The 24,098-nt window shown below is 69.1% G+C and carries 27 protein-coding genes; 18 read left to right on the top strand and 9 right to left on the bottom strand.

All coding sequences use genetic code 11. The features are described 5' to 3' along the window. The coding region (locus tag RTM68_RS07955) for a fibronectin type III-like domain-contianing protein (RefSeq protein WP_312169867.1) at positions 1 to 623 on the top strand (623 nt) is incomplete at its 5' end. A 33-nt stretch (positions 624 to 656) separates the two neighbouring features. Here the strand turns inward: RTM68_RS07955 and soxR are convergent. Further along, on the bottom strand, positions 657 to 1,139 hold the full coding sequence (gene soxR, locus RTM68_RS07950) for a redox-sensitive transcriptional activator SoxR (RefSeq protein ID WP_312169866.1): 483 nt from the start codon (positions 1,137 to 1,139) through the stop codon (positions 657 to 659). A gap of 78 nt (positions 1,140 to 1,217) precedes the next feature. On the opposite strand from soxR, the gene fdxA reads away from it, so the two are divergent. From fdxA to RTM68_RS07935, 3 genes are read left to right on the top strand one after another with little or no spacing between them, the layout of a single operon-like run. Next, positions 1,218 to 1,544, top strand: a complete 327-nt coding sequence (gene fdxA, locus RTM68_RS07945) for a ferredoxin (protein ID WP_312169863.1) — start codon at positions 1,218 to 1,220, stop codon at positions 1,542 to 1,544. Next, positions 1,541 to 2,065, top strand: a complete 525-nt coding sequence (locus RTM68_RS07940) for a flavin reductase family protein (protein WP_312169861.1) — start codon at positions 1,541 to 1,543, stop codon at positions 2,063 to 2,065. Before fdxA ends, RTM68_RS07940 begins: the two co-directional genes overlap by 4 nt. Before the next feature lie 10 nt (positions 2,066 to 2,075). Then, the gene (locus RTM68_RS07935; RefSeq protein WP_312169859.1) at positions 2,076 to 2,705 is read left to right on the top strand and encodes a superoxide dismutase; all 630 of its coding nucleotides are present in this window, start codon (positions 2,076 to 2,078) and stop codon (positions 2,703 to 2,705) included. Between the two features lie 144 nt (positions 2,706 to 2,849). Here RTM68_RS07935 and RTM68_RS07930 read toward each other — a convergent pair whose 3' ends face one another. Together RTM68_RS07930 and RTM68_RS07925 are read right to left on the bottom strand one after the other, a co-directional pair. Beyond that, positions 2,850 to 3,254, bottom strand: coding sequence for an arsenate reductase ArsC (locus tag RTM68_RS07930; RefSeq protein WP_312169857.1), 405 nt, complete (start codon positions 3,252 to 3,254; stop codon positions 2,850 to 2,852). Further along, complete coding sequence (locus tag RTM68_RS07925) at positions 3,251 to 4,591, bottom strand: FAD-dependent oxidoreductase (RefSeq protein WP_312169855.1); 1,341 nt, start codon at positions 4,589 to 4,591, stop codon at positions 3,251 to 3,253. The genes RTM68_RS07930 and RTM68_RS07925 overlap by 4 nt, the downstream gene beginning before the upstream one ends. An 81-nt stretch (positions 4,592 to 4,672) precedes the next feature. Between RTM68_RS07925 and RTM68_RS07920 the strand changes: the two genes are divergently transcribed. The 3 genes from RTM68_RS07920 to nhaA all read left to right on the top strand — a co-directional run bounded on the left by RTM68_RS07920 (position 4,673) and on the right by nhaA (position 6,607). Then, the gene (locus tag RTM68_RS07920) at positions 4,673 to 5,014 is read left to right on the top strand and encodes a metalloregulator ArsR/SmtB family transcription factor (protein WP_312169853.1); all 342 of its coding nucleotides are present in this window, start codon (positions 4,673 to 4,675) and stop codon (positions 5,012 to 5,014) included. Between the two features lie 75 nt (positions 5,015 to 5,089). Further along, the gene (locus RTM68_RS07915) at positions 5,090 to 5,263 is read left to right on the top strand and encodes a hypothetical protein (RefSeq protein ID WP_312169851.1); all 174 of its coding nucleotides are present in this window, start codon (positions 5,090 to 5,092) and stop codon (positions 5,261 to 5,263) included. A 66-nt stretch (positions 5,264 to 5,329) separates the two neighbouring features. Further along, positions 5,330 to 6,607, top strand: coding sequence for a Na+/H+ antiporter NhaA (gene nhaA / locus RTM68_RS07910; protein ID WP_312169849.1), 1,278 nt, complete (start codon positions 5,330 to 5,332; stop codon positions 6,605 to 6,607). Between the two features lie 12 nt (positions 6,608 to 6,619). On the opposite strand, the gene RTM68_RS07905 is transcribed toward nhaA, so the two are convergent. Together RTM68_RS07905 and RTM68_RS07900 are read right to left on the bottom strand one after the other, a co-directional pair. Continuing rightward, positions 6,620 to 7,630 carry a LacI family DNA-binding transcriptional regulator gene (locus RTM68_RS07905; RefSeq protein ID WP_312169847.1) on the bottom strand — a complete coding sequence of 337 codons (1,011 nt, stop codon included), beginning with the start codon at positions 7,628 to 7,630 and terminating at the stop codon, positions 6,620 to 6,622. A 136-nt stretch (positions 7,631 to 7,766) separates the two neighbouring features. Further along, a complete protein-coding gene (locus RTM68_RS07900; RefSeq protein WP_312169845.1) occupies positions 7,767 to 9,428 on the bottom strand; it encodes a glycoside hydrolase family 13 protein in 1,662 nt (553 codons plus the stop codon). A 138-nt stretch (positions 9,429 to 9,566) separates the two neighbouring features. Between RTM68_RS07900 and RTM68_RS07895 the strand changes: the two genes are divergently transcribed. Further along, entirely contained in the window at positions 9,567 to 9,995 is a 429-nt protein-coding gene (locus tag RTM68_RS07895) for a DUF1761 domain-containing protein (RefSeq protein ID WP_312169843.1), read from the top strand. Between the two features lie 152 nt (positions 9,996 to 10,147). Next, positions 10,148 to 11,410 (top strand): hypothetical protein, encoded by a 1,263-nt coding sequence (locus RTM68_RS07890; protein ID WP_312169841.1) that lies wholly within the window; start codon positions 10,148 to 10,150, stop codon positions 11,408 to 11,410. Positions 11,411 to 11,922: 512 nt separating this feature from the next. Here the strand turns inward: RTM68_RS07890 and purQ are convergent. From purQ to RTM68_RS07875, 3 genes are all read right to left on the bottom strand, one after another. Continuing rightward, positions 11,923 to 12,630 (bottom strand): phosphoribosylformylglycinamidine synthase subunit PurQ, encoded by a 708-nt coding sequence (gene purQ / locus RTM68_RS07885; RefSeq protein ID WP_312169839.1) that lies wholly within the window; start codon positions 12,628 to 12,630, stop codon positions 11,923 to 11,925. Continuing rightward, positions 12,627 to 12,875, bottom strand: coding sequence for a phosphoribosylformylglycinamidine synthase subunit PurS (gene purS, locus RTM68_RS07880; RefSeq protein ID WP_312169837.1), 249 nt, complete (start codon positions 12,873 to 12,875; stop codon positions 12,627 to 12,629). The genes purQ and purS overlap by 4 nt, the downstream gene beginning before the upstream one ends. Before the next feature lie 81 nt (positions 12,876 to 12,956). Further along, positions 12,957 to 13,487, bottom strand: a complete 531-nt coding sequence (locus RTM68_RS07875) for an adenine phosphoribosyltransferase (RefSeq protein ID WP_312169836.1) — start codon at positions 13,485 to 13,487, stop codon at positions 12,957 to 12,959. Between the two features lie 156 nt (positions 13,488 to 13,643). Here RTM68_RS07875 and RTM68_RS07870 point away from each other — a divergent pair, with 156 nt between their 5' ends. The 6 genes from RTM68_RS07870 (at position 13,644) to RTM68_RS07845 (ending at position 20,476) form a co-directional block, all read left to right on the top strand. Further along, entirely contained in the window at positions 13,644 to 14,948 is a 1,305-nt protein-coding gene (locus tag RTM68_RS07870) for an ABC transporter substrate-binding protein (protein ID WP_312169835.1), read from the top strand. A gap of 198 nt (positions 14,949 to 15,146) precedes the next feature. Beyond that, positions 15,147 to 16,241 carry a sugar ABC transporter permease gene (locus tag RTM68_RS07865; protein WP_312169834.1) on the top strand — a complete coding sequence of 365 codons (1,095 nt, stop codon included), beginning with the start codon at positions 15,147 to 15,149 and terminating at the stop codon, positions 16,239 to 16,241. Continuing rightward, entirely contained in the window at positions 16,238 to 17,128 is an 891-nt protein-coding gene (locus RTM68_RS07860) for a carbohydrate ABC transporter permease (protein ID WP_312169833.1), read from the top strand. The genes RTM68_RS07865 and RTM68_RS07860 overlap by 4 nt, the downstream gene beginning before the upstream one ends. Positions 17,129 to 17,133: 5 nt before the next feature. Further along, positions 17,134 to 18,564 (top strand): family 1 glycosylhydrolase, encoded by a 1,431-nt coding sequence (locus tag RTM68_RS07855; RefSeq protein WP_312169832.1) that lies wholly within the window; start codon positions 17,134 to 17,136, stop codon positions 18,562 to 18,564. A 53-nt stretch (positions 18,565 to 18,617) separates the two neighbouring features. Continuing rightward, on the top strand, positions 18,618 to 19,613 hold the full coding sequence (locus tag RTM68_RS07850) for a LacI family DNA-binding transcriptional regulator (RefSeq protein ID WP_312169830.1): 996 nt from the start codon (positions 18,618 to 18,620) through the stop codon (positions 19,611 to 19,613). Between the two features lie 197 nt (positions 19,614 to 19,810). Continuing rightward, entirely contained in the window at positions 19,811 to 20,476 is a 666-nt protein-coding gene (locus RTM68_RS07845) for a TetR family transcriptional regulator (RefSeq protein WP_312169829.1), read from the top strand. A 16-nt stretch (positions 20,477 to 20,492) separates the two neighbouring features. Here the strand turns inward: RTM68_RS07845 and RTM68_RS07840 are convergent, their stop codons facing one another. Then, positions 20,493 to 21,149: a GntR family transcriptional regulator gene (locus RTM68_RS07840; RefSeq protein ID WP_312169827.1), complete on the bottom strand. Its 657-nt coding sequence runs from the start codon at positions 21,147 to 21,149 to the stop codon at positions 20,493 to 20,495. A 173-nt stretch (positions 21,150 to 21,322) separates the two neighbouring features. On the opposite strand from RTM68_RS07840, the gene RTM68_RS07835 reads away from it, so the two are divergent. The 3 genes from RTM68_RS07835 to RTM68_RS07825 all read left to right on the top strand — a co-directional run. Then, positions 21,323 to 22,600 (top strand): divalent metal cation transporter, encoded by a 1,278-nt coding sequence (locus RTM68_RS07835; RefSeq protein WP_312169825.1) that lies wholly within the window; start codon positions 21,323 to 21,325, stop codon positions 22,598 to 22,600. Between the two features lie 4 nt (positions 22,601 to 22,604). After that, positions 22,605 to 23,369: a 5-oxoprolinase subunit PxpA gene (locus RTM68_RS07830; protein WP_312169824.1), complete on the top strand. Its 765-nt coding sequence runs from the start codon at positions 22,605 to 22,607 to the stop codon at positions 23,367 to 23,369. 72 nt (positions 23,370 to 23,441) lie between these two features. After that, on the top strand, positions 23,442 to 24,098 hold a 657-nt coding region (locus tag RTM68_RS07825; RefSeq protein ID WP_312169822.1), incomplete at its 3' end, for an allophanate hydrolase subunit 1.

Here is a 24,098-nt window from a genome sequence, read left to right as displayed (position 1 = left end):
CGTCGAAGCCGCTCGTGCTGCCGGCGTCCGCTGCGCAGGCGGCCGCCGTCATCTGGGCTGCGAACCCGGGCATGCAGGGTGGTCGCGCGCTCGCCGAGATCATCTCGGGTGCGGTCGAGCCCTCAGGCCGCCTGCCGATCTCGTTCGCCCGCCACGTGGGTCAGCAGCCGACGTACTACAACCAGATCCGCGGACAGCACGGCGACCGCTACGCCGACCTCACGCAGGCCCCGGCCTGGGCGTTCGGCGAGGGACTGTCGTACTCGACGGTCTCGTACTCGGACCTGTCGCTGGCCACCGCGGAGCTGGGGCGCGACGACACGATCGTCGCCGAGGTGACGGTCACGAACACGGGCTCCCGCCCGGCGCGCGAGACGGTCCAGGCATACGTGCGCGATCTCGTGACGAGTGTGAGCTGGGCCGACAAGGAGCTGAAGGCCTACCGTCAGGTCGACGTCGCCCCGGGGGAGTCGGCGCGCGTGCAGATCGAGCTTCCGGTCGCCGACTGCTCGATCGTGGATGCCGCGGGCGTGCGCCTCGTCGAGGCCGGGGCGTTCGAGCTGCTCGTCGGCCCGAGCTCCCGCGACCAGGTGCTGCTGGCGACGCCGTTCACCGTCGCCTGACCGATCGCCCGCGAAACACCGTGACGAGGGCGCTCAGGCGTCCTCGTCGCGCAGGCGCTGCGGACCGGCGCCCTGGGTGCCGAGCGCATCGTCGGGGTTGAGCAGCCCGCACGCCTTCATCGACAGGCAGCCGCAGCCGATGCATCCGGTCAGCTCGCGTTCCAGGCGCTCGATGCCCTCGCGGCGCTTCTCGAGCTCACGCTTCCAGCGCCTCGACGCGCGCTGCCAATCGGCGTGACTCGGGGTCTCTGTGAGGGGCACGTCGGCGAACGCCGCCTGCACGTCGGACAGCGGGATGCCGAGGCGCTTCGCCACGGTGATGAGCGAGACGCGGCGCAGCATGTGCCGCGCATACCGCCGCTGATTGCCCGCCGTGCGCGTCGAGGTGATGAGCCCCAGCCCCTCGTAGAAGTGCAGCGCCGAGGGGGCGACGCCGGTGCGCCTGCTCATCTCGCCGATCGTCAGCGGTTCGTCGGGCGCGTGCACGACTCTCTCCGCATCGATGTCGCCGGTCATCCCGACCTCCGCTCGATTTGACCTCAAGTGTACTTGAGGTCTTACGGTTGCAGATATGACCGCCACACGGAGCGCCCGATGACCTACGTGATCGCACTGCCCTGCGTCGATGTCAAGGATCGTGCGTGCATCGATGAATGTCCGGTCGACTGCATCTATGAAGGCGAGCGCTCGCTGTACATCCACCCGGACGAATGCGTCGACTGCGGCGCGTGCGAACCGGTCTGCCCCGTCGAGGCGATCTACTACGAAGACGACCTGCCCGACGAGTGGCAGGACTACTACAAGGCCAACGTCGAGTTCTTCGATGAGCTCGGCTCGCCCGGCGGCGCGGCGAAGCTCGGCATCATCGAACGCGACCACCCGATCATCGCCGCCCTTCCCCCACAGGAGTCACCTGAATGAGCACTGAGAAGCATCCCGCGGCCCCCGTCCCCTCCGCCGTAGGCGAAGGGCTCAAAGCGGCTTTCCGCGCGCATCCGGCCGGAGTCGCGATCATCACGGCGATGACTCCCGACGGCCCCGTGGGTCTCACGGCATCCAGCGTGGCCTCGGTCGCCGTCGACCCCGCGGCGATCGTGTTCTCGGTCACCAGAGCGACCGGAAGCGCGGGCTCGATCCTCAACGCCGAGTCGTTCGTCGTGCACCTGATCGACGACGAGCACTCGGCCCTCGCGCTGAGCTTCGCGGTGAGCGGCGCCGAGCGCTTCACCCCCGACCAGGGCTGGAGCACGCTGCCGACCGGTGAGCCGTATCTCGCCGAGGCGCGCGCCGCGATGCGCGGTCACACGATGTCGACGGTCGCGGTCGGCTCATCGACCGTCGTGGTCGCCGAGATCGACGAGGTGCTGCTGGGGCGGCCGGGCCGACCGCTCGTCTATCTCGACCGCCGATTCCACTCACTCCCCACCGATCAGAACGACTGAAAGGAACAGCATGTCCGCTGCGTACACCCTCCCCGAGCTGCCGTACGACTATTCGGCGCTCGCCCCGCACATCTCCGGCAAGATCATGGAGCTGCACCACTCGAAGCACCACCAGGCCTACGTCACCGGCGCGAACACCGCTCTCGAGCAGCTGGCCGCAGCCCGCGACTCGGGTGACTTCGCCGCGGTGAACAAGCTCGAGAAGGACCTCGCCTTCAACCTCGGTGGGCACATCAACCACTCGGTGTTCTGGGAGAACCTCTCGCCCGACGGCGGCGGAAACCCCGAGGGTGAGCTCGAGGCGGCGCTCACCGATGCGTTCGGTTCGATCGACGCCTTCCGCGCGCACTTCACCGCGACCGCGCTCGGCGTGCAGGGCTCGGGCTGGGCCGTGCTCGCGTGGGACAGCGTCGGCGCCCGCCCGGTCATCTTCCAGCTGTTCGACCAGCAGGGCAACGCGCCGCTCGGCGTGACGCCGCTGCTGCAGCTCGACGTCTGGGAGCACGCGTACTACCTCGACTACCTCAACGTGCGCGCCGACTACGTCAAGGCGTTCTGGGAGCTCGTCAACTGGGCAGACGTGCAGCGCCGCTTCGCGGCCGTGCAGGAGAAGACGCAGGGCCTCATCGTCGCCCGCTGAGTCACGGACACCCCGTCGGCGGCCCATTCGGCTGACCGATCCCCGGTGGGCTGGCGGATGCCACGGCATCCGTCAGCCCGGCGGGGGATCTTCAGCCATCCGTGCCGCGTGCGACGGCGACCGACGCGGGGCGCGCTGCGGCGCTCAGCCCAGCAGCTCGCCCGTCAGCTCCTCGACGCGACGACGGATCTCGTCACGGATCGGACGCACGGCGTCGATGCCCTGGCCGGCCGGGTCGTCGAGCGTCCAGTCCTCGTAGCGCTTGCCGGGGAAGAACGGGCACGCGTCGCCGCATCCCATCGTGATCACGACATCGGATGCCTGCACGGCCTCGGTGGTGAGCACTTTGGGCTGCTCGGCGGTGATATCGATGCCGAGCTCGCCCATCGCCGCGACCGCGATCGGGTTGATCTGCTCGGCCGGCATGGATCCGGCGGAGCGCACCTCGATGCGGTCGCCCGCGATGTCGCGCAGGAACCCGGCGGCCATCTGCGAACGGCCGGCGTTGTGCACGCAGACGAAGAGCACGGAGGGGATGTCGGTCGTCATGATGTCTCCAGGGTAAGCGAGGGGGCGGGTGCGAGGGGCGTCGCGAGGGAGTGGCCGATCTGCAGGACCGACGGTGCCGCGCAGCATCCGGCGCCGGTGGATGCTGGGTCGAAGTCGCCCGATCCGCCGCACACCCCGGTCTCGGGCAGGACGAGCTCGTTGCGAGCAGCCGCCTCATGGTCGCCCGCGAGGTGGGCCGCGACACTGCGCACCTGCTCGTAGCCGGTCAGGGCGAGGAACGTGGGGGCGCGCCCGTACGACTTCACGCCGACGATGAAGAACCCGAGTTCCGGCTGCATCAGCTCGCTCGCGCCGGTCGCCTTCACCGATCCGCAGGAGTGCACGTTCGGATCGATCTCCGCCGCGATGCCCGCCACGGCCTCGAGTGACACGTCGAGATCGATGCGGAGCTCGCGCAGCATCTCGGTGTCGGGGCGGAAGCCCGTCAGCGCGAACACCCGCGAGCTTCCGGTGATCGAGCGGCCGTCGTCGGCGATGACTGTCAGTCCGTCATCCCGTTGCGAGAACTCCGCCACGCGGAACCCCGTGACGACATCGACGGCTCCCGACTCGATCGCCCGACGTGCCCGGATGCCGAGGGCCGCCCGCTCCCGAAGGTCGTCCCCTGCTGCGCCGCCGACCACACCGGCCGGACTGCTGCGACGCAGAAGCCAGGTCACACGGGTGCCGGGATGCCGTCGAGCCAGGTCGGTGAGCTTCAGGACGGCGTGCGTCGCGGAGTGCCCCGCGCCGATGATCGCGACCTGCGTCCCTGCGAAGGATGAGACACCGTCAGGCACGCGATACGAGATCAGGGCGGATGCCGAGCGCTCGCCCAGTGCGGGGTACCCATCGGCACCCGCCGGATTCGGCCGCGCCCACGTGCCGCTCGCATCGATGACGGCCCTCGCGAGGATGCGCCCTTCCGTGCCGTGACGGTCGCGCGTGTGCACGGCGAACGGCTGCTCTCGTCGACCGCTGTCGACTACCCTGTCGCGTCCCTGCCGAGCGACGCCGGTCACCGTCGAGTCGACGCGCACGCGGTCGCCGAGCGCGGCGGCGAGGGGTGCGAGATAGTCCGACACCCACTCCGCTCCGGTCGGGTAGCCGGCGGTCGGGGTGACCCATCCCGTCGACTCGAGAAGACGACGGGATGCCGCGTCGATCAGCTCGGGCCACGCCGAGAAGAGTCGGATGTGCCCCCACTCCGACACGGCTGCGCCGGCGCTGCGGCCCTGCTCGAGCACCAGGACGTCGATGCCGCGCTCGGCGAGGTGCGCTGCCGCGGCCAGGCCCTGGGGGCCGGCGCCGATGATGACGACAGGAAGGTCGGGCATCATGTCTCCTCGAATCGATGAACGTCAATATGAAGCATCCAGTACGTATCGAAGAATGTCAATACGTGAGAGGATGTCGGCATGACGCTTCCGGTGACCATCGCAGACGTCGCGTGCTGCGCGCCGCGCACGGCATCCGCTCTGCCCGTCGCGGAGGCCGAGCGCATCGCCCGCGTGTTCAAGGCACTCGGTGACCCGACGCGGATCCGCCTGCTCTCGATGATCTCGTCAGGCGAAGGGGGAGAGGCGTGCATCTGCGATCTGACCGAGCCGGTCGGCCTCTCGCAGGGCACGGTGTCGCATCATATGAAGCTGCTCACCGACGCGGGTCTCGTCACGCGTGAACAGCGTGGCAAGTGGGCGTACTTCGCGCTCGATCGCGATGCCATGAATGCCGCGGCTGCAGCGCTTCGCCTGAGCTGACGCCGCACCTGGCAAGACGGTGCGAAGGCGCTCTTCCGATCGGAGCGTGCATCGACCGCCCGGTAGGCTCGAAGCGTGCCCCCGACCCTCATCGCCGCATCGGCGCGTGCTCCGCATGTGCTGCGTTCGGCGACGCCGATGATGATGTCGATGCGGGTCGTCATGCACCCGGGCACGAACGGCTGGACCAGCGTATGGGGCACTCTCTCGCACGGTGAGATCGCGGGCTGCCCGCCGCCACGCGACTAGACCGCGCCTCGATCGGGGTGCGGTCCTCTGCGCCGTTCACCCCCATCTCTCGCGTGAGGTCTTCTCGTGTCCCCTTCTGCTGCCCCTTCCCGTTTCTCCCTCGCCCCGCATGAGCTCTGGCGGGGAATCCGCTCCAACGTGCGCAGTGACGTGCTCGGCGGATCTCTGTTGCTCGCGGCGACCGTCGCTGCGTTGATCCTCGCCAACACCCCCGCCGTCTCCTGGTATGAGTCCGTGCGTGACTTCACGTTCGGCATCCCCGAGTTGCACCTCGATCTCAGCGTCGGGGCGTGGGCGGCTGACGGTCTGCTCGCGATCTTCTTCTTCGTCGTCGGTCTCGAGCTGAAGGAGGAGTTCGTGACCGGTCGCCTTCGCGACCCGCGCGCGGCCGCGGTGCCGATCGCCGCTGCGGTCGGGGGCGTCATCGTGCCGGCGCTGATCTTCGTCCTGATCAACCTCGGCAGCGGAGCCGACGTGCTGCGTGGCTGGGCGATTCCGACCGCGACCGACATCGCCTTCGCGGTCGCGGTGATCGCCGTGGTCGGCAAGTTCCTGCCCCCCGCCCTGCGCGTCTTCCTGCTGACTCTGGCGATCATCGACGACCTCATCGCCATCACGATCATCGCGACCTTCTACACCGACACGATCAGCTTCCCGTGGCTCGCCCTCTCCCTGCTCCCGCTCGCCGGATTCGCGTTCCTCGTGCAGCGGGGGGTGCGCGCGTGGTGGATCCTGCTGCCGCTCGCGATCGCCGTCTGGATCTGCATCCATGCCGCCGGAGTGCACGCGACCGTCGCCGGTGTGCTGCTCGGATTCGTGGTGCCGGTGGTGCCGTCCGAGCGCGCGCGAGTGCGCGCGGGTGAGGATGTGAACGGTGAGCCTCTCTACAACGGCATGGCACCGCACTTCGCTGATCGCTGGGGCGTCGTCGCGACACTGTTCGCCGTGCCGGTCTTCGCCTTCTTCGCTGCCGGTGTGACGATCGGCGGTCTCGAGGGGCTCGCCTCCGCGCTCACTGATCCGATCACCATCGGCATCATCGTCGGACTCGTCATCGGCAAGCCGATCGGCATCCTGGCGACGACCTACCTGCTCAGCCGGGTGCCGGCGCTGCGTCTGGACGAGTCTCTGCGCTGGCCGGACCTGACCGGCATGGCGTTCCTCGCCGGTATCGGTTTCACCGTCTCGCTGCTCGTGGGCGAACTCGCGTACGGATCGAGCTCGGTCGCCGACGAGCACGTCAAGATCGGAGTGCTTCTGGGGTCGCTCATCGCCGCGGTGATCGGCGGGACACTGCTCGCGCGCCGGAACTCCCATGCGCGCCGAGAGGGAATCCCGCTCTGACGGCCGGCGGCTCTACGGGACCAGCCGCGCCGTCGTCCCCCGCACGTTCAGCTCGTACGGCAGTGCGGCCGGGATGCCGGCGGCGTCGCCCTCGGCGAGCTTGGCGAGCACGGCATCCGCCGCGCGTTCGCCCTGACCCAGCGGGAACTGGTCGACGGTCGTCAGACGGAAGAACTCGCCGAGCTCGTGGCCGTCGATCCCGATGATCGAGAGGTCGCCGGGCACCGCGAAGCCGAGGTCGCGTGCGGCGAGGATCGCCCCGATCGCCATCTCGTCGGAGGCCGCGAACACCGCAGTGGGGCGGGGGCCGGGGCGTCCGAGCAGCTGCTTCGCGGCGCGGTATCCGCCCTCGACCGTGAAGTCGGCGGGCTCGAGGAAGGCGGGCTTCAGCGGGATGCCGGCCTCTGCCAGCGCCTTCTCGAAGCCGAGGCGACGGTTGGTCGGGATGTGGAAGTCGATGTCGAACTCGGGGTTCGCGCCGATGTGGGCGATGTCTCGGTGCCCGAGGCCGATCAGGTGCTCGGTCGCGAGCTGGGCGACGGTGACGTCGTCGACCGTCAGGGTGTCGAGCTTGGGGTTCGGACCGCCGATCGCGATCACCGGCAGCCCGAGGTCGAGAAGGTACTGCGTCTCGTCGTGGTCGAGCTCGATCGACACCGCGATCACGGCATCCACCCGCTGGCGGCGCAGGAAGGTGTCGAACACGTGCCGGCGCACGTCCTTGTCGGCGGTGATGTTGTAGAGCGTGATGTCGTACCCCTTGCGCATCAGTGCGGCCGAGACGCCAGAGAGCACGGTGCTGAAGAACCAGCGGTCGAGGAAGGGCACGACGACGCCGATGTTGCGGGTGCGGCCGGATGCCAGGCTCGACGCGCGGGATGACACGACGTACCCGAGAGCCGAAGCGGCCTCCTGCACCCGCAGGCGCGCGGATTCCGACACATGGCCGCGCCCGCTCAGGGCGCGCGAGACCGTGGCGGTCGAGACGCCGGCGAGCCGGGCGACCTCATCGATGCTCGCCATGGGAGTCCTCTCGGCGGGGTGCGGGTGCGGGGTACGGGGTGCGTACGGGGTGCGAGACCCCGCTTCTGCGGCGACGCCCACCGCCAGAGCGGGGGTCGCGTGCAGAGAGCGGGGTCTCGTCAGAATACGTCGCGCGTCAGGCCGTGGTGTACCAGACGGCGGTGTCGACCGGCAGTGCGGTGCCGTCGAACGGCTGGCTGGCGACGATCACCGTGGCGCCTGCGGGCAGCTCGAGCGGCTTCGTGCCGAGGTTCGCCAGCACGTGCACGGCTCCGCGGCGGAAGGCGACGGCGTTCTTCCCGGCGTCCTCCCACACGAGCGATCCGCTGCCGAAGCCGTGCTCGCGACGCACGGACAGGAGCTGCTTGTACAGAGACAGCGTCGAGGTCTCGTCCTTCTCCTCGACCTCGCGCGAGTACGCAGCCCAGTCGGCGGGCTGGGGCAGCCAGGACGCGCCGGTCTCGTTGAAGCCGAACGCCGGGGCATCCGCCTCCCACGGCAGCGGCACGCGGCATCCGTCGCGCCCGTAGCGCTCGCCGTTGGTGCGGAACCACGTCGGGTCCTGACGGAACGCGTCGGGGATCTCCATCGCCTCGGGCAGGCCCAGCTCCTCGCCCTGGTAGAGGTAGGCGGAGCCGGGCAGCGCGAGCATGACGGTCGTCGCGGCGCGGGCGCGCGCGAGGCCGATCGCGGTGTCGGGCTTGTGCGGGGTGTTCGGGCCGATGCCCTCGCCCTGCGGGTTGTCGTCGGTCAGTGCGAGGCGCGAGGTGTGGCGCACGACGTCGTGGTTCGACAGCACCCAGGTGCTCGGAGCGCCGACCGCGCCGAACGCGTCGAGCGACTCGCGGATCACGTCACCGAGGGCCTTCGCGTCCCACTCCGTCATCAGGTAGGGGAAGTTGAACGTCTGGTGCATCTCGTCGGGGCGCACCCACAGAGCGGTCTGCTTCAGCGTCGGCATCCACGCCTCACCGCACAGCGCGCGATCGCCGTCGTACTCGGCGAGCACCCTGTGCCAATCGCGGTAGATGTCGTGCACGCCGTCCTGGCCCCAGTACGGCACGTTCGCCTCGCCGCCGCCCATCGAATCGGCGTCGGCCGGCGGGGTGTAGTCGGGCAGGCCCTCGGCCTTGATCATGCCGTGAGCCACGTCGACGCGGAAGCCGTCGACGCCGCGGTCGAGCCAGAAGCGCAGGATCGAGCGGAACTCCTCGCGGACCTCTTCGTTGTTCCAGTCGAAGTCGGGCTGCGTGGGGTCGAAGATGTGCAGGTACCACTGGCCGGGGGTGCCGTCGGCCTCGGTGACGCGCTCCCACATGCCGCCGCCGAAGACCGACTCCCAGTTGTTCGGGGGCAGCTCGCCGTTCTTGCCCTTGCCGTCGCGGAAGATGTAGCGGGCGCGCTCGGGGCTGCCGGGCGCTGCCTTCAGCGCCTCCTGGAACCAGGCGTGCTGCGCCGACGAGTGGTTCGGGACCAGGTCGACGACCACGCGGATACCGCGCGTGTGCGCCTCGTTGAGCATGGTGTCGAAGTCGTCGAGCGTGCCGAAGAGCGGGTCGACGTCGCGGTAGTCGGCCACGTCGTAGCCGGCGTCGCGCTGCGGGCTCGTCATGAACGGGCTCAGCCAGATCGCGTCGACGCCGAGCTCTTTCAGCGAGTCGAGGCGGCTGGTGATGCCGGGCAGGTCTCCGATGCCGTCGCCCGAGGCGTCGGCGAACGAACGGGGGTAGATCTGGTAGATGACCGCGCTGCGCCACCACTCGGAACCGGGGGCTGCGATCTGCTCAAGCTGTGCCATGGCAACAGGCTAGTGCAAACGCTTGCAGGTACGCCACCGCTGAGATCGAATCGTTTCGGTCTCGCAGTATCTCGCGGCGATCCGCAGCGACTTGCAGGCCGGGAGTATGCTTCGGGCATCCGACGACTGGAGGCTGTCATGGTTCCCGAGATCAACTACTGGGCGGTCCTGCTGGCCACGGCCTCGAGCATGATCGTGGGCTCGGTCTGGTACGCGCCGAAGGTGTTCGGCACGCGCTGGTCGAAGCTCGCGAACGTCGACATGGACAGGCCCGGCTCGAGCGCGACGATGGCGATCATCACCACCGTGTTCGTGAGCTTCGCGACCGCATGGGTGCTCGCCGGAGCATCCGCCATCGCCTGGCACTTCTACGACGGCTCATTCTTCTGGGCGGCCGTGGTCACGGGCGTGCTGCTGTGGGCGGGCTTCACGGCCGCGCGCTTCATCACCCACGACGCATTCGAGGGGCGCCCGACAGCGCTGACGACCATGAACATCGCGCACGAGCTCGTCACGATCGTGGTCATGGCGGTGCTCATCGGGGTGTGGCCGCCGGCGCTCGGCTGATCCGTCACGGCACGCGACACGCCCGAGGTGGCGAAAGACTAGACCTTCGCCCCTTCCGCCTGGACTTCCTGGTATGCCAGCATTTTGCTTGTGACCTCTGGGTCGCCTGCGGTCCGTCTGTGCGGACCGTGGTCCTGACCGAGGGGGTCTTGATGTCGGGTCAGTCGCGCCGTTCGGCGCCCTGGATGATCGCCGCAGCGCTCGTCGCGGCGGCGCTTGTCGCGGGTGCGACGACCGCGGCCTCCGGTGATGCGACGTCGAACGACCCGACCGCGGCGGGTGCCCCCGACCCCACGCTGTCCGTCTCGCTCGCCTACGAGTTCCTCGACGCGCGCGTCGACGAGTTCTGCGACGACGACGGCCACTGCCTTCCGCGAAGCTACGAGGGCGGCTTCTTCACCGACCTGCCGACATGGGACTTCACGCCCTCGTTCGTCTACGACGATGCCCTCGTGGTCATCGCCTACACAGCTCGGGGCCTGCCCGCCGACCTCCGCCGTGCGCAGGCGGTCGGCGACACCCTGCTGTTCGTGCAGGAGGAGGACCCGATCGGTGACGGGCGCGTGCGCACCTCATACGAACCTCACGGCATCCGGCAGGGGAGGGTCGAGATCACCGGGCCCGGCACCTTCACCGGCAACCAGGCGTGGACAGGTATGGCGCTGGCACGGCTCTTCCACGCGACGGGCGAGCAGAAGTATCTCGACGGCGCTCTGCGGATCGCCGAATGGATCCAGGCGAACACCGCCGACATGGCGCGGGCACCGTTCGGCTACACCGGCGGCCAGCTCGAGGACGGCACCTCGCTGCTGTGGAAGTCGACCGAGCACAACAGCGACATCGCCGGGTTCTTCACCCAGCTCGCGCAGCTCACCGGCGACACCGTCTGGGCCGACCGCGCGTCGGTGGCGGCCGACTTCGTCGCCGCGATGCAGAGTGCCGACGGCCACGTCGACACCGGGACGCAGCTCGACGGAGCGACGATCAACACGCGCCCCGTCCCCCTCGACGCTCAGACGTGGAGCGCGCTCGCCACGGGCGACCCGCGGTACGGAGCGGCAGTGGACTGGACGCTCGCGAACCTGATCGCCACCGACGGGCAGTACCAGGGGCCGTCGATCAGCGACGTCGACGTCTCGAAGGTGTGGTTCGAGGGCAGCGGGCACCTGGCGCTGGCCCTGAAGCTGCGCGACGGGGCGGGTGACGCCGACCGCGCGGAGGCGCTGCTCGACAGCATCCGTCTCGGGCAGCGGGACGCCGCGAACGGCGACGGCAAGGGCATCGTCGCGACCTCGACCGACGGCCTCGACTCGGGCTTCGGCGATCTCTACTACGCGAGTCTGCACACCGGAGCCACGGCCTGGTACCTGCTCGCCGCCGCCGGCGACAACCCGTTCGCTCTTCCGGCCGACTGATCTCGCGAGGTTTTCACGCGCTCGCCTCGCATCCTGTCTGATGCCCGGTCGAAAGTGCACCCGCGCCTGACTGCGGGGGTCGATAGCACACGCGCTCGCCTGGCCGCCCGGGTCGAAAGCACCCGTTCGCCTGCTGCCGGGGTCGAAAGCGCACCTGCGCCTGCTGCCGGGGTCGAAAGCGCACCTGCGCCTGACTGCGGGGTCGATAAGACACCCAGTTCGGACGATTCCGGTGCAGAAGTGACCCGGACCCCGCGGGGGTGCAGAACTGACCCCGGCTGCGTGAGGATGCCGAACTCGCCCGACTGCGCGGGGGTGCGGAACTGACCCCGGCTGCGTGAGGATGCCGAACTCGCCCGACCGCGCGGGGGGTGCGGAACTGACCCCGGCTGCGTGAGGATGCCGAGCTAGCCCGACTGCGCGGGGGTGCGGAACTGACCCCGACTGCGCGGGGGCGCGGAGAAGAACCGGCTGCGCGTCCGGTGCGGACTCTCCGCCCGGGCGAAAGCTGCCTACGCGGCGACGCGGGCGATCGCGGAGATCGCGCTCGTGAAGAAGTCGACGCCGTCGATGCCCGACCGCATGGCGGCCGACGTGTCGGGTCCGAAGCCCGCCTCGGTGGCGTGCTCGGGGTGCGGCATGAGCCCCACGACGTTGCCGGCCTCGTTCGTGAGTCCGGCGATGTCGCGCAGCGAGCCGTTCGGGTTCACGCCCGCATAGCGGAACGCGACCAGGCCCTCGCCCTCGAGACGGTCGAGCGTCTCCTCGTCGGCGATGTAGCCGCCGTCGGCGTTCTTCAGCGGGATCGTGATCTCCTGGCCGGTGCGGAACCGGTTGGTCCACGCCGTGTCGGAGTTCTCGACGATCAGCTTCTGGTCGCGACGCACGAAGTGCTGGTGGTCGTTGCGGATCAGTCCGCCGGGCAGCAGGTGTGCCTCGACGAGCATCTGGAAGCCGTTGCAGATGCCGAGGATCGGCATGCCCTTGGCGGCGGCATCCTTGACCTCGGCCATGATCGGCGAGAGCGCGGCGATCGCGCCGGCGCGCAGGTAGTCGCCGTAGCTGAAGCCGCCGGGCAGGACGAGAGCGTCCACACCGTCGAGGTCGTGCGATCCGTGCCAGAGGGCGACGGGCTCGGCGCCGGCGATGCGGACGGCGCGCTGCGCGTCGCGATCGTCGAGCGAGCCGGGGAACGTGATGACCCCGATGCGCGTGGTCACTCGGCGACCTCGATGCCCACGACGTCTTCGATCACGGAGTTGGAGAGCACCTCGTCGGCGATGCGGCGGACCTCGGCGAGGATCTCGTCGGTGACCTCGCCCTCGACGGTGAGCTCGAAGCGCTTGCCGATGCGGACATCGGTGAAGCCCTCGACGCCCAGGCGGGTGAAAGCGCCGGACACGGCCTTCCCCTGCGGGTCGAGCAGTTCGGGCTTGGGCATGACGTCGACGACGATGGTGGGCATGAACGGCTCCGGGAGTCGCGGGCGGACGGGCGTGCTCAGTCTACCGGCTCGCGACCCGCTCGATTCCCTGGGTGTCGGGGGTCAGGCGTGGAAGACGGTGTGCAGGTCGCCGATGGCGTCGCGGCCGCCCAGACCGTCGATCTCGAACAGCACCGAGATGCCGACGACGTGGCTGCCGAGGCGCTCCACGAGCTGCCGTCCCGCGGCGAGCGTGCCGCCCGTGGCCAGCACGTCGTCGATCAGCAGTACGCGGGACCCGGCGGGCAGGTCGTCGTGCATCTCGATCGTGGCGGTGCCGTACTCGAGCGCGTAGTCGACGGATGCCGCGGGCCGGGGCAGCTTGCCCGCCTTGCGGATCGGGATCAGGCCGACACCCGCGGCGATCGCCGCGGCTCCCGCGAGGATGAACCCGCGCGCCTCGATGCCGGCGACCACGTCGAACTGTCCCTCGAACGGCGCGATGATCGCGTCGGTGGTGGCCTTCAGCGCCTCGGCGTCGGCGAGCAGCGGCGTGATGTCGCGGAAGATGATGCCGGGCTCCGGGTAGTCCGGGATGCTGCGGATCAGCGATTCGGCGCGGACGAGAGCGGGGGAGAATTCGGTGTCGGGCACCGGACAAGGGTACGCCACGGCCTGGGGTTGACATTCATGGGAGCGCTCCCATAGAGTCACTGGACAGTGCGTGGGAGCGCTCCCACGTGAGTCGCCACGCACGTCCCGAGCACCACCCGCACCATCACCGCACGACCCACCACAAAGGAGTGACCTGTGAACACACGTGCCCGCACCCGGATCCTCACCGCGACCGCCGCGGCATCCGTCTCCGTCCTGGCTCTCGCCGGCTGCGCCGCCACCGGCGGCGACGCCGAGGGAGGCGATGACAAGATCACGCTGACCGTCACGACGTTCGGCACCTTCGGTTACGAAGACCTCTACGACGAGTACGAGAAGGCGAACCCGAACGTCACGATCGAGGCGACCAACATCGACACCGGTGGAAACGCCCGCACCGACGCCTTCACCAAGATCGCCGCAGGCTCGGGCCTCAGCGACGTCGTCGCGATCGAAGAGGGCTGGCTCGGCGCCATCATGGACGTCTCCGACACGTTCGTCGATCTGCGCGACTACGGCATCGAAGACCGCAAGGCCGACTGGGTCGACTGGAAGTACGGACAGGCGACGGATGCCGAAGGCCGCGTGATCGGCTACGGCACCGACATCGGTCCGAGCGGTATCTGCTACAACGGCGCGGCCTTCGAGGCGGCCGGACTCCCGAGCGACCGCGAGTCGGTGGCCGAGCTGCTGAACGGCGATTGGGAGAACTACTTCACGGTCGGCGCCGAGTACACGGCGAAGACCGGCAAGGCCTGGTACGACCACTCCGGCTTCGTCTGGAACGCCATGGTCAACCAGCTCGACGAGGGGTACTACACGACCGACGGCGAGCTGAACGTCGCGGACAACGCCGAGCTCAAGGAGCGCTTCGAACTGCTCGGAGCCGCGACAGAGGGCGGCCAGTCGGCCGCGCAGACGGCATGGGACTGGAACGGCGGCAAGTCGTTCGTCGACGGCACCTTCGCGACCTTCGTGTGCCCCGGGTGGATGCTCGGTGTCGTGCAGGGACAGGTCGAGGCCGGCGGCGGAGACGCATCGACCGGCTGGGACTTCGCTGACGTGTTCCCCGGCGGCGCGGCCAACTGGGGCGGCGCGTTCCTGTCGATCCCCGAGACCTCGCAGCACAAGGAGGCGGCGGCCGAGCTCGCCGACTGGCTGACGCAGCCCGAGCAGCAGGTGAAGCAGTCTGCCGCGGCGGGCAACTTCCCCTCCACCGTGAAGGCGCAGGAGACGCTCGCATCGGATGCGACGCCGAACGAGTTCTTCAACGACGCGCCCACCGGTGCGATCCTCGCCGAGCGCGCCAAGGGCGTCGTCGCGCAGTTCAAGGGCGCCGATGACTCGGTGATCCAGGAGAACGTCTTCGGTCCGGCACTCAGCGGCCTCGACCGCGGAGAGACCGACACCCAGGGCGCCTGGGATGCCGCGATCGAGCTCCTGAACGAGCTGGTCGGCTGACCCGCCTCCCCGGTCGTCGAGTGGGAAGGGCTCACCGCGTTCGTCTCGGTGCTTCGCTCCTCGCTCAACGACCGGGGGTGGCAAGCCCTCCGCTTCGCTCCTCGCTCACCGACCGGGGGCTTCTCCCGGCCGTCGAGCGAAGACGACGAAGTCGCCTGAGACGAAACGCGAAACGCGTCACCCGAAAAGGAACCCCTCATGACCCTCACAGCGGAACGCCGCGAGACGGCATCCGAACAGCCGACGACGGATGCCGCCGGCCGGCGCCCCTGGCGGCACCGTCTGTCGCGGTTCGACCAGAACGCCTCGCCGTACTTCTACATCTCGCCGTTCTTCCTGCTGTTCGGTCTGGTCGGGCTGTTCCCGCTGATCTACACGGTGTGGGTGGCCGTGCACGAGTGGGACCTGCTCAAGGGGCAGGGGGAGTTCGTCGGTGCCGGCAACTTCGTCGAGATCCTCGGCGACGCGATGTTCTGGAACTCGATCTTCAACACCCTGAGCATCTTCCTGCTGTCGGCGATCCCGCAGCTGGCCGTCGCCCTGGTGATCGCCTACCTGCTCGACCGCGGTCTTCGGGCTCCGACGTTCTGGCGCATGAGCGTGCTCATCCCGTTCGTGGTCACGCCCGTCGCCGTCGCCATCATCTTCTCGAGCATCTTCAACGAGGCCGACGGCCTCGCCAACAACCTGCTGAACCTCATCGGCATCGCCGACCAGGAGTGGAAGCACAACACGGCTCTCTCGCACCTCGCGATCGCCGTCATGGTCAACTTCCGCTGGACCGGCTACAACGCCCTGATCCTGCTCGCCGCGATGCAGGCGGTGCCGCGCGACCTCTACGAGTCCGCGGCGCTCGACGGCGCGGGTGCCGCCCGCCGGTTCTTCTCGATCACCATCCCGACCATCCGTCCGACCCTGATCTTCGTGATCATCACCGCGACGATCGGCGGTCTGCAGATCTTCGCCGAGCCGCGTCTGTTCGACGTGTCGACGGCAGGCGGCATCGGCGGCAGCGACCGGCAGTTCCAGACCACCGTGCTGTTCCTGTGGGAGCTCGCGTTCTTCCGACGCGACCTCGGCGAAGCATCCGCCGTCGCGATCCTGCTGTTCCTGCTCATCGTCGGCATCGGCGTGATCAACTTCCTGATCTCCCGGCGCATCTCCACAGGGGACGCCCCGAAGAACCGCGCCGCACGCCGGCGCGCACGCACCGCCGGCGCGGCTGCCAGCGCCTCTGCCGCAGCCGCCACCAGCACGACGATCGCCACCAGCACCGAGGAGAACGCGCGATGACCGCCACGCAGGCACTCAGCGTCCCCGAGAAGATCGCGCGCCGTCGTGGCGCCGTCGGCGGCAACGCCGGAATCGGCAGCCGCCCCGGCTTCCTCACCTACGGCCTGCTCGCCGCGTTCATCATCGGCAGCGTCTACCCGCTGTGGTGGTCGGTCGTCGTGGCGAGCGGCACCAACGCGACGCGCGGCGAGACCCTGCCGTTGATCCCCGGCGGCAATTTCCTCGCCAACGCGGCCAAGGTGTTCGACGCGATCCCGTTCTGGCTCGCGCTCGGCAACTCGTTCCTCATCTCCGCGATCATCACCATCTCGGTCGTGACGTTCTCGACCCTCGCGGGCTACGCGTTCGCCAAGCTGCGCTTCAAGGGCCGCGACGGACTCATGATCTTCGTGATCGCGACCATGGCGATCCCCACCCAGCTGGGCATCATCCCGCTGTTCATGCTGATGCGCGAGCTCGGCTGGACCGGGTCGATCGGCGCGGTCATCGTGCCGACCCTGGTCACGGCCTTCGGCGTCTTCTTCATGCGTCAGTATCTGGTCGACGTGATCCCGGACGAGCTGATCGAGGCCGCCCGCATGGATGGTGCGAACCAGTTCCGCACGTTCCTGACCGTCGGCATCCCCGCCGCCCGGCCCGCGATGGCGATCCTCGGACTCTTCACCTTCATGACCGCATGGACCGATTACCTGTGGCCGCTGATCGTGCTCTCCCCGCAGAACCCGACCCTGCAGACGGCACTCAGCCAGCTGCAGTCGGGCTACTACATCGACTACTCGATCGTGCTCGCCGGCGCGGTGCTCGCGACCCTTCCTCTGCTCGTCCTCTTCGTGGTGGCGGGCCGGCAGCTGGTCAGTGGCATCATGGCGGGCGCGGTGAAAGGATGACCCGTATGACCCGCGCCTTCCCCGAGAACTTCCTCTTCGGAGCCGCGACAGCGGCCTACCAGATCGAGGGGGCGGCCTTCGAGGACGGGCGCACCGCGTCGATCTGGGATGCCTTCTGCCGCGAGCCGGGAGCGGTGATCGGAGGCGACAACGGCGACGTGGCGTGCGACCACTACCACCGCTACCCGCAGGACGTCGCACTGATGAAAGACCTCGGTCTGCAGACGTACCGCTTCTCGACCTCGTGGTCGCGGGTGCGGCCCGACGGCGGTGCGGTGAACGCGAAGGGCGTCGACTTCTACGAACGGCTGGTCGACGAGCTTCTCGCGAACGACATCCTGCCGTGGCTCACTCTCTATCACTGGGACATGCCGCAGGCGCTGCAGGAGACGGGCGGCTGGACGAACCGCGACACGGTCTCGCGCTTCCTCGAGTACGCGGGCACGATGCACGACGCGCTCGGCGACCGGGTGAACGTGTGGACGACGCTGAACGAGCCCTGGTGCTCATCGTTCCTCTCGTACACCGGCGGCGAGCACGCACCGGGGCACACGAGTGTCGCCGAGGGCCTGCTGTCTGCCCACCACCTGCTGCTCGCCCACGGTGAGACGGTGCGTGAGCTGCGCCGACGCGACGCGAGCCTGAACCTCGGCATCACGCTGAACCACACGGTCGCCGATCCCGCCGATCCGACGAACCCCGCCGACGTCGACGCCGCACGTCGCGTCGACGGTCAGTTCAACCGCTGGTTCCTCGACCCGATCTACCGCGCGGAGTATCCGGCCGACATCGTCGAGGACATCAGGGCGGTGGATGCCGAGGCGATCGCCCGCTTCGAAGCCGCGGTGCACGACGGCGACCTCGCGACCATCGCGCAGCACATCGACACGCAGGGCGTGAACTACTACCACGGCGATCTGGTCTCGGGGACGGCACCCGAGGTCGCGCCCGTCAGCGGCGGCCCCACCACCGGGCGCCCCGGTCGCAGCCCGTATCCGTCGTTCGAGGGCATCCACGCGGTCGAACGCGGGCTCGCGCGCACGGCCCAGAACTGGGAGGTGCAGCCCGAGGGTCTCACCCGCCTGCTGCAGCGCGTGTGGACGGAGTACGCCGAGCCCGCCGGCACCGTTCTCTACATGACCGAGAACGGCGCCGCGTACGACGACGCCCCGATCGTGCAGAACGGCGAGGTGCGCGTGCACGACGACGCACGCACCGAGTTCCTGCGGCTGCACCTGGGCGCGGTGCTCGACGCGGCGGATGCCGGTGTCGACGTGCGCGGCTACTTCTACTGGTCGCTGTTCGACAACTTCGAGTGGGCGTGGGGCTACGACAAGCGCTTCGGCATCGTGCGGGTCGACTACGACACCCAGGAGCGGTCTCTCAAGGACTCCGGCCGGGAGTACGCTCGCATCATCGCCGCTCGTACTCTCTGAGCGCGGGCGGCGAGGTCCGGAGCGTCCGGCTCGCAGCCGGCGGAGGGAGAGCTGTGTCGTCACGAGCGACCATCGAAGAGGTGGCGTCGGCTGCCGGAGTGTCGCGATCGACCGTGTCGCGCGTGGTGAACGGCTCGACGGCGGTGAGTCCCGAGGCGCTCGACGCCGTGCAGCGGGCGATCGAGGAACTCAGCTACGTGCCGAATCGCGCGGCACGATCCCTCGCGTCGCGGCAGACGCATGCGATCGCGCTGATCGTCCCCGAGGACACCACGCGCTTCTTCGGCGACCCCTTCTTCGCCGAGATCGTCGCGGGCATCACCGGGGCGCTCCGCCGCTCGGACTACCTGCTGAATCTGCTCATCGCGAGCGACGACCCCGGCGACAAGATGACGAGCTTCGTGCGGAACGGCGGTGTCGATGGCGCGCTCATCGTGTCGCATCACACGAGCGACGCGTTCATCGAGCGCGTGGCCGATGCGGTGCCGGTGGTCTGGGGCGGCCGCCCGACCCGGTTCCGCGACGGCGACTATGTGGTCGACGTCGACAACGTCGCGGGCGCGCGCACGGCGACGACCCGCCTGATCGAGCGAGGGCGTCGACGCATCGCGACGATCGGCGGCCCCGTGACCATGGTCTCGTCAGTCGACCGCGTGCAGGGATTCCGCAGCGCGCTGGCGGATGCCGGCCTCACGCCGTTCGCCGAGGAGGCGGGCGACTACAGCGAGGCGAGTGGAGCGGATGCCGCTCGGCGCATCCTCGCCGCCGGGACCCCCGATGCCATCTTCGTGGCGAGCGACCTCATGGCACGCGGTGCTCTCACCGCGCTCCGCGCTGCCGGTCTGCGGGTTCCCGACGACGTCGCGATCGTCGGATTCGACGACTCGTCCGTCGCCCAGAGCACCGACCCGCAGCTGACCACGGTGCGGCAGCCCATGTATGCCCAGGGGGAGGCGATGGCCGGAGTTCTGCTCTCGCGCCTCGCCGGTCGTGACCCCGAGCACCTGACGATCCTGCCCACGGAGCTCGTGGTGCGAGAGTCGGCGTAGGCTTTAGTCGAGCGCGGGTGCGGACCCCACGCCCCTCAAAGAGGCCCGCACCGCGTCGATGCCCGGTCACCCGAAGACCGAGCTGAATGTCGTCAGGCGTTCTCAGCCCCCGCTTAGCCTGAACGGTCATTCAACGACTAATATATAGGTTTGGCTTCGATTTTCGAAGTCGTCCGATTTCTGGGGAAGAGGACGAAGTGGCTCGATCTGACGACCGCAACCGGCAGGTGCGCGAGCGCGCTCGCGAGACCATCCTGCTCTCGGCGACGGAACTGTTCGGCGAGAAGGGGGTCTCCGGCGCCAGCATCGCCGAGATCACGCGCCGCGCGGGCGTCGCCCAGGGCCTCGCGAACTATCACTTCGGCGCCAAGGACCAACTGGTCGGCGCCGTGATAGACCGCTGGTTCGAGATGCTGTTCGACATCCCGACGCGACCGGGCTCGCCCGATGAGGTGCTCGCGGGCATCATCGACGGAGTCTTCGTCGCCACGGGGTTCGCACTCCCGCTGCAGCGCGCCGTGCTCGCGATGCAGCATCAGCCGGAGACGCACCGTCTCTTCGCGGAGTCCGAGCAGCGCTTCGACGAGCAGGTCCACGCGTCGGAGGAGATCGTGCGCGGTGTCTTCCGCGAGCGCGGCGCCGAGGACCCCGCGCTCGAAGAGGTCATGCTCCGCACCAACCTCGAGGGCATCGTGATCAAGTACGCCGTCTACGGCGACTCGTTCCCGCTCGAAGACGCGCGCCGGTGGATGTATCGCCTCTACGACCTGCGAGAGCCCGACGAGCCGCTGGCGCTCGAACTCGCTCCCCGCGACGCCGACCTGCGGCTGCGCGCGATCCGCGCGGTGCGTCCCACGCACTGACCCCGTTCGACCCGGGTCACACCAGCTGCATCCGGGCGAACGCTCCCAGCACGACGCGCTCCGACTGCACGAGGTAGCGGTCGAGCTCAGCGGCACCCTCCTGCGCCCCTCGCGCGAGGAAGGTGTCGAGCACCGCGCGGTTCTTGCGCACGAACGGCTCGTGCAGCGAGCGCGGCTCATCGATCTTCAGGAACGCGAGCCTCAGCTCCGCCGCGAGGTCGCGATACGTGCGGGCCAGTCGGGGGCTGTCGGCGAGATCGACCAGTGCGACATGGAACGCCATGTTGGCGCTGCCCACCTCGCGCCAGGTCTCGGTGTCGTCGAGCAGCGCATCCTGAGCAGCGGCTTCTGCGGCGCGCACCGCCTCCTGCATCCGCTGGACCGCGGGGTGCTCGGGCTCGGAGTGCAGCAGTGCCGTGCATTCGATGACACGGCGCGCCCGATAGATGTCGATGACGTCGGCGATCGTCGGTGAGGCGACGGAGACGCCCCGATGAGGCACGTGCTCGAGCAGTCCCTGCTCGGAGAGGGCGCGGAACGCCTCGCGCAGCGTGTTCCGTGCGACGCCGAAGTGCTCGGCGAGGGCCGACTCCGACAGGCGCGAGCCGGGGGCGAACGCGCCGTCGATGATCTGCTGTCGGAGCGCATCGGCGAGCATGCCCTGCTGAGTCATGCCTTCATCGTAGGCGGGGCGCCGACGCATCGTTCCAGGAAGCGCATCGGGCCGCCGACGAATGCAACCTCGCTGTAGCACAGTCGAAACAAAGTTGTTGAACAATATTGCTCGATCCGTTCTACACTGGGTGTCACTCGACACCCACCAACGACGATGGGAAATCCCCCGCAATGTCAGAGAACACCCCAGCCGCGCTGTCCTCGGAAGACGAAGCCCGCCTCGCGTCCGCCAAGAAGCGTGCAGGCCGCAGCGCCGTGATCGGCGCGATCTTCCTGATGGCCACCAGTGCCATCGGCCCCGGATTCATCACGCAGACCGCCACGTTCACCGCGACGATGGGTGCGGCCTTCGCGTTCGCGATCCTCGTCTCGATCCTCGTCGACATCGCGGTGCAGCTGAACATCTGGCGCATGATCACCTCGTCGGGCAAGCGCGCCGGAGAGCTCGCGAACAGCGCCATCCCGTTCTCGGGGCACGTGATCGCCGTGCTCGTCGTGATCGGCGGTCTGGCGTTCAACATCGGCAACATCGCCGGCGGCGGCCTGGGCCTGAACGCGCTGCTGGGCATCGACCCCAAGCTCGGCGGCGCCCTCACCGCGGCGCTCGCGATCATCATCTTCCTCGTCAAGAAGGCCGGGCCGGTGATGGACGTCGTGCTGATCGTGCTCGGCATCGGCATGATCGGGATGACCGTGGTCGTCGCCGTCATCGCCCAGCCGCCCATCGGCGAGGCACTGCGACAGACGTTCGTCCCCGACGAGCTCAACTTCGCCACCATCACGACGATCGTCGGGGGAACCGTCGGCGGATACATCACGTACTCCGGCGCGCACCGCTACCTCGACTCCGGGCACACCGGCCCCGAGCAGGCAGGCCCCGTGATGCGCGCCGCGACCAACGGCATCCTCGTCACCGGCGTCATGCGCTACGTGCTCTTCCTCGCGATCCTCGGAGTGGTCGCCTCGGGCGTCTCGCTCGACCTGTCGAGCCAGGCCGCGAACCCCGCCGGCCAGGCGTTCGGCGCCGTGCTCGGCGACGCGGGTCTGCGCATCTTCGGCGCGATCTTCTGGGCCGCGGCCATCAGCTCGGTCATCGGCGCGGCGTACACCTCGGCGACCTTCCTCTCGACCTTCACGAAGAAGCTCAAGGGAGGGTGGCCCCTGCAGCTGGCGACCGTCGCCTTCATCGTCGTCTCGCTGATCGTCTACCTGTCGATCGGCACGGCGCCGGCCGCGATCCTCGTGTTCGTCGGCGGGTTCAACGGCCTCATCCTCCCCATCGGCCTCACGGTCTTCATGTACATCGGCTGGTTCCGCCGCGACCTGCTCGGCTCGAAGAAGTACCCGATGTGGCTTCTCGCCGCCGGTACGCTCGTGACGCTGCTCACCTGGTACATGGGCATAGTCTCGGTGGGCCCGATCTTCGCCTTCCTCGGAATCGGAGCGTGACCCCATGACGTCGATCGACCTGAACTCCGACCTCGGCGAGAACGTCCCCGACCGCATGGTCAGCGACGACGAGAGCATGCTCGGCCTCGTGACGAGTGCGAACGTGGCGTGCGGCTTCCACGCGGGCAGTCCCGAAGGCATCCGTGCGACGCTCGAAAGCGCCGTGGCCGGAGGCGTCGTGATCGGCGCCCACCCCGGATACCGCGACTACGAGAACTTCGGCCGCACGAAGATCGACATCGACTCCGCCACATTGCAGGCGCACGTCGAGTACCAGCTCGGGGCCCTGATCGGTCTCGCCACGGCGGTGGGCGGCACCGTCGCCTACGTGAAGCCGCACGGAGCGCTGTACAACACCATCGCCCGAGACGAGCGGCAGTCGAAGGATGTGGTGGCCGCGATCCGCGCGATCGATCCGAGCCTCGTGCTGCTGGGTCTCGCCGGGGGCGTCGTGCTCGACGTCGCCGCGCGCGCGGGGCTCGCGACCGCGGCAGAGGCCTTCGCCGATCGGGCCTATCAGCCCGACGGGCAGCTGGTCTCGCGCACCGAGCCCGGCTCGGTACTGCACGACCCCGCCGCGGTCGCCGAGCGGATGGTGCGCCTCGCCGGAGAAGGAGTGATCCGCGCGATCGACGGCACCGATGTGCCGGTCAGTGCGCAGTCGATCTGCGTGCACGGCGACAGCCCGGGCTCGGTCGCGATGGCGGCCGAGACGAAGCGGATGCTGCAGCAAGCAGGCATCACGATCGCACCCTTCGCGGGCGTCTGACATGACCGTCCTCACCACCGCCGAACAGCTCGTCACCGCCGCACAGCTCGCCGACACGCGTGCCGCCCGCTGATGCGCATCCTCACCGCATCCGATCATGCCCTCCTCGTCGAGGCCGCCGACCTCGACGAGGCGATGCGCCTCAACCTCGCCTGGCACGGGGTGCACGGCGTCGTCGAGCGGATCCCCGGGGCGCGCACCGTGCTCGTGCGCTTCGATCCTCTGGTCGTCTCGGCCGCCGAGCTCGCGGATGCGCTCGCCGCGACGGAGGTCGACACGGCTCATCTGCCGGCGACGGGCGAGGTCACGGTGCCGGTGCGGTACGACGGCGAAGACCTCGACGAGGCGGCATCCCTTCTGAGTGTGTCGGCGACCGAGCTCGTGAACCGCCACCTCGCCGCCGACTGGAAGGTCGCCTTCTCGGGCTTCGCCCCCGGCTTCGGCTACGTGGTGAGCAGCGATCCGCTGTTCGCGGTCCCTCGCCGCTCGTCGCCGCGCACCCGCGTGCCGGCGGGATCGGTCGCGCTCGCCGGCCAGTTCACCGGCGTCTACCCTCGTGAGAGCCCGGGCGGATGGCAGCTCATCGGTCGCACCGACGCCCTGATGTGGGACATCGACCGCGACCCTCCGGCGCTGCTGTCGCCGGGAACGACGGTGCGCTTCGAGCAGGTGCGCGAGCAGGTCTCGGTGTCGGCTGCGGAGGCGACCGCGGTGTCGACCGCGGTGCGG

This window comes from Microbacterium sp. (genome assembly GCF_031988965.1).
GTDB lineage: Bacteria > Actinomycetota > Actinomycetes > Actinomycetales > Microbacteriaceae > Microbacterium.
Note: the sequence above shows the minus strand (reverse complement) of the source record. Positions and strands in the feature narration are given on the sequence as shown.

Excerpts from the sequence above, each read along its gene's own strand:
- RTM68_RS07855 (WP_312169832.1), top strand. The coding sequence starts at position 17,134 with ATGACCCGCGCCTTCCCCGAGAACTTCCTCTTCGGAGCCGCGACAGCG.
- RTM68_RS07890 (WP_312169841.1), top strand. The coding sequence starts at position 10,148 with ATGTCGGGTCAGTCGCGCCGTTCGGCGCCCTGGATGATCGCCGCAGCG.
- RTM68_RS07840 (WP_312169827.1), bottom strand. The coding sequence starts at position 21,149 with ATGACTCAGCAGGGCATGCTCGCCGATGCGCTCCGACAGCAGATCATC.
- RTM68_RS07935 (WP_312169859.1), top strand. The coding sequence starts at position 2,076 with ATGTCCGCTGCGTACACCCTCCCCGAGCTGCCGTACGACTATTCGGCG.
- RTM68_RS07930 (WP_312169857.1), bottom strand. The coding sequence starts at position 3,254 with ATGACGACCGACATCCCCTCCGTGCTCTTCGTCTGCGTGCACAACGCC.
- RTM68_RS07920 (WP_312169853.1), top strand. The coding sequence starts at position 4,673 with ATGACGCTTCCGGTGACCATCGCAGACGTCGCGTGCTGCGCGCCGCGC.
- RTM68_RS07895 (WP_312169843.1), top strand. The coding sequence starts at position 9,567 with ATGGTTCCCGAGATCAACTACTGGGCGGTCCTGCTGGCCACGGCCTCG.
- purS (WP_312169837.1), bottom strand. The coding sequence starts at position 12,875 with ATGCCCACCATCGTCGTCGACGTCATGCCCAAGCCCGAACTGCTCGAC.
- RTM68_RS07940 (WP_312169861.1), top strand. The coding sequence starts at position 1,541 with ATGAGCACTGAGAAGCATCCCGCGGCCCCCGTCCCCTCCGCCGTAGGC.
- fdxA (WP_312169863.1), top strand. The coding sequence starts at position 1,218 with ATGACCTACGTGATCGCACTGCCCTGCGTCGATGTCAAGGATCGTGCG.
- RTM68_RS07830 (WP_312169824.1), top strand. The coding sequence starts at position 22,605 with ATGACGTCGATCGACCTGAACTCCGACCTCGGCGAGAACGTCCCCGAC.
- RTM68_RS07900 (WP_312169845.1), bottom strand. The coding sequence starts at position 9,428 with ATGGCACAGCTTGAGCAGATCGCAGCCCCCGGTTCCGAGTGGTGGCGC.
- RTM68_RS07925 (WP_312169855.1), bottom strand. The coding sequence starts at position 4,591 with ATGCCCGACCTTCCTGTCGTCATCATCGGCGCCGGCCCCCAGGGCCTG.
- RTM68_RS07860 (WP_312169833.1), top strand. The coding sequence starts at position 16,238 with ATGACCGCCACGCAGGCACTCAGCGTCCCCGAGAAGATCGCGCGCCGT.
- RTM68_RS07835 (WP_312169825.1), top strand. The coding sequence starts at position 21,323 with ATGTCAGAGAACACCCCAGCCGCGCTGTCCTCGGAAGACGAAGCCCGC.
- RTM68_RS07905 (WP_312169847.1), bottom strand. The coding sequence starts at position 7,630 with ATGGCGAGCATCGATGAGGTCGCCCGGCTCGCCGGCGTCTCGACCGCC.
- RTM68_RS07865 (WP_312169834.1), top strand. The coding sequence starts at position 15,147 with ATGACCCTCACAGCGGAACGCCGCGAGACGGCATCCGAACAGCCGACG.
- soxR (WP_312169866.1), bottom strand. The coding sequence starts at position 1,139 with ATGACCGGCGACATCGATGCGGAGAGAGTCGTGCACGCGCCCGACGAA.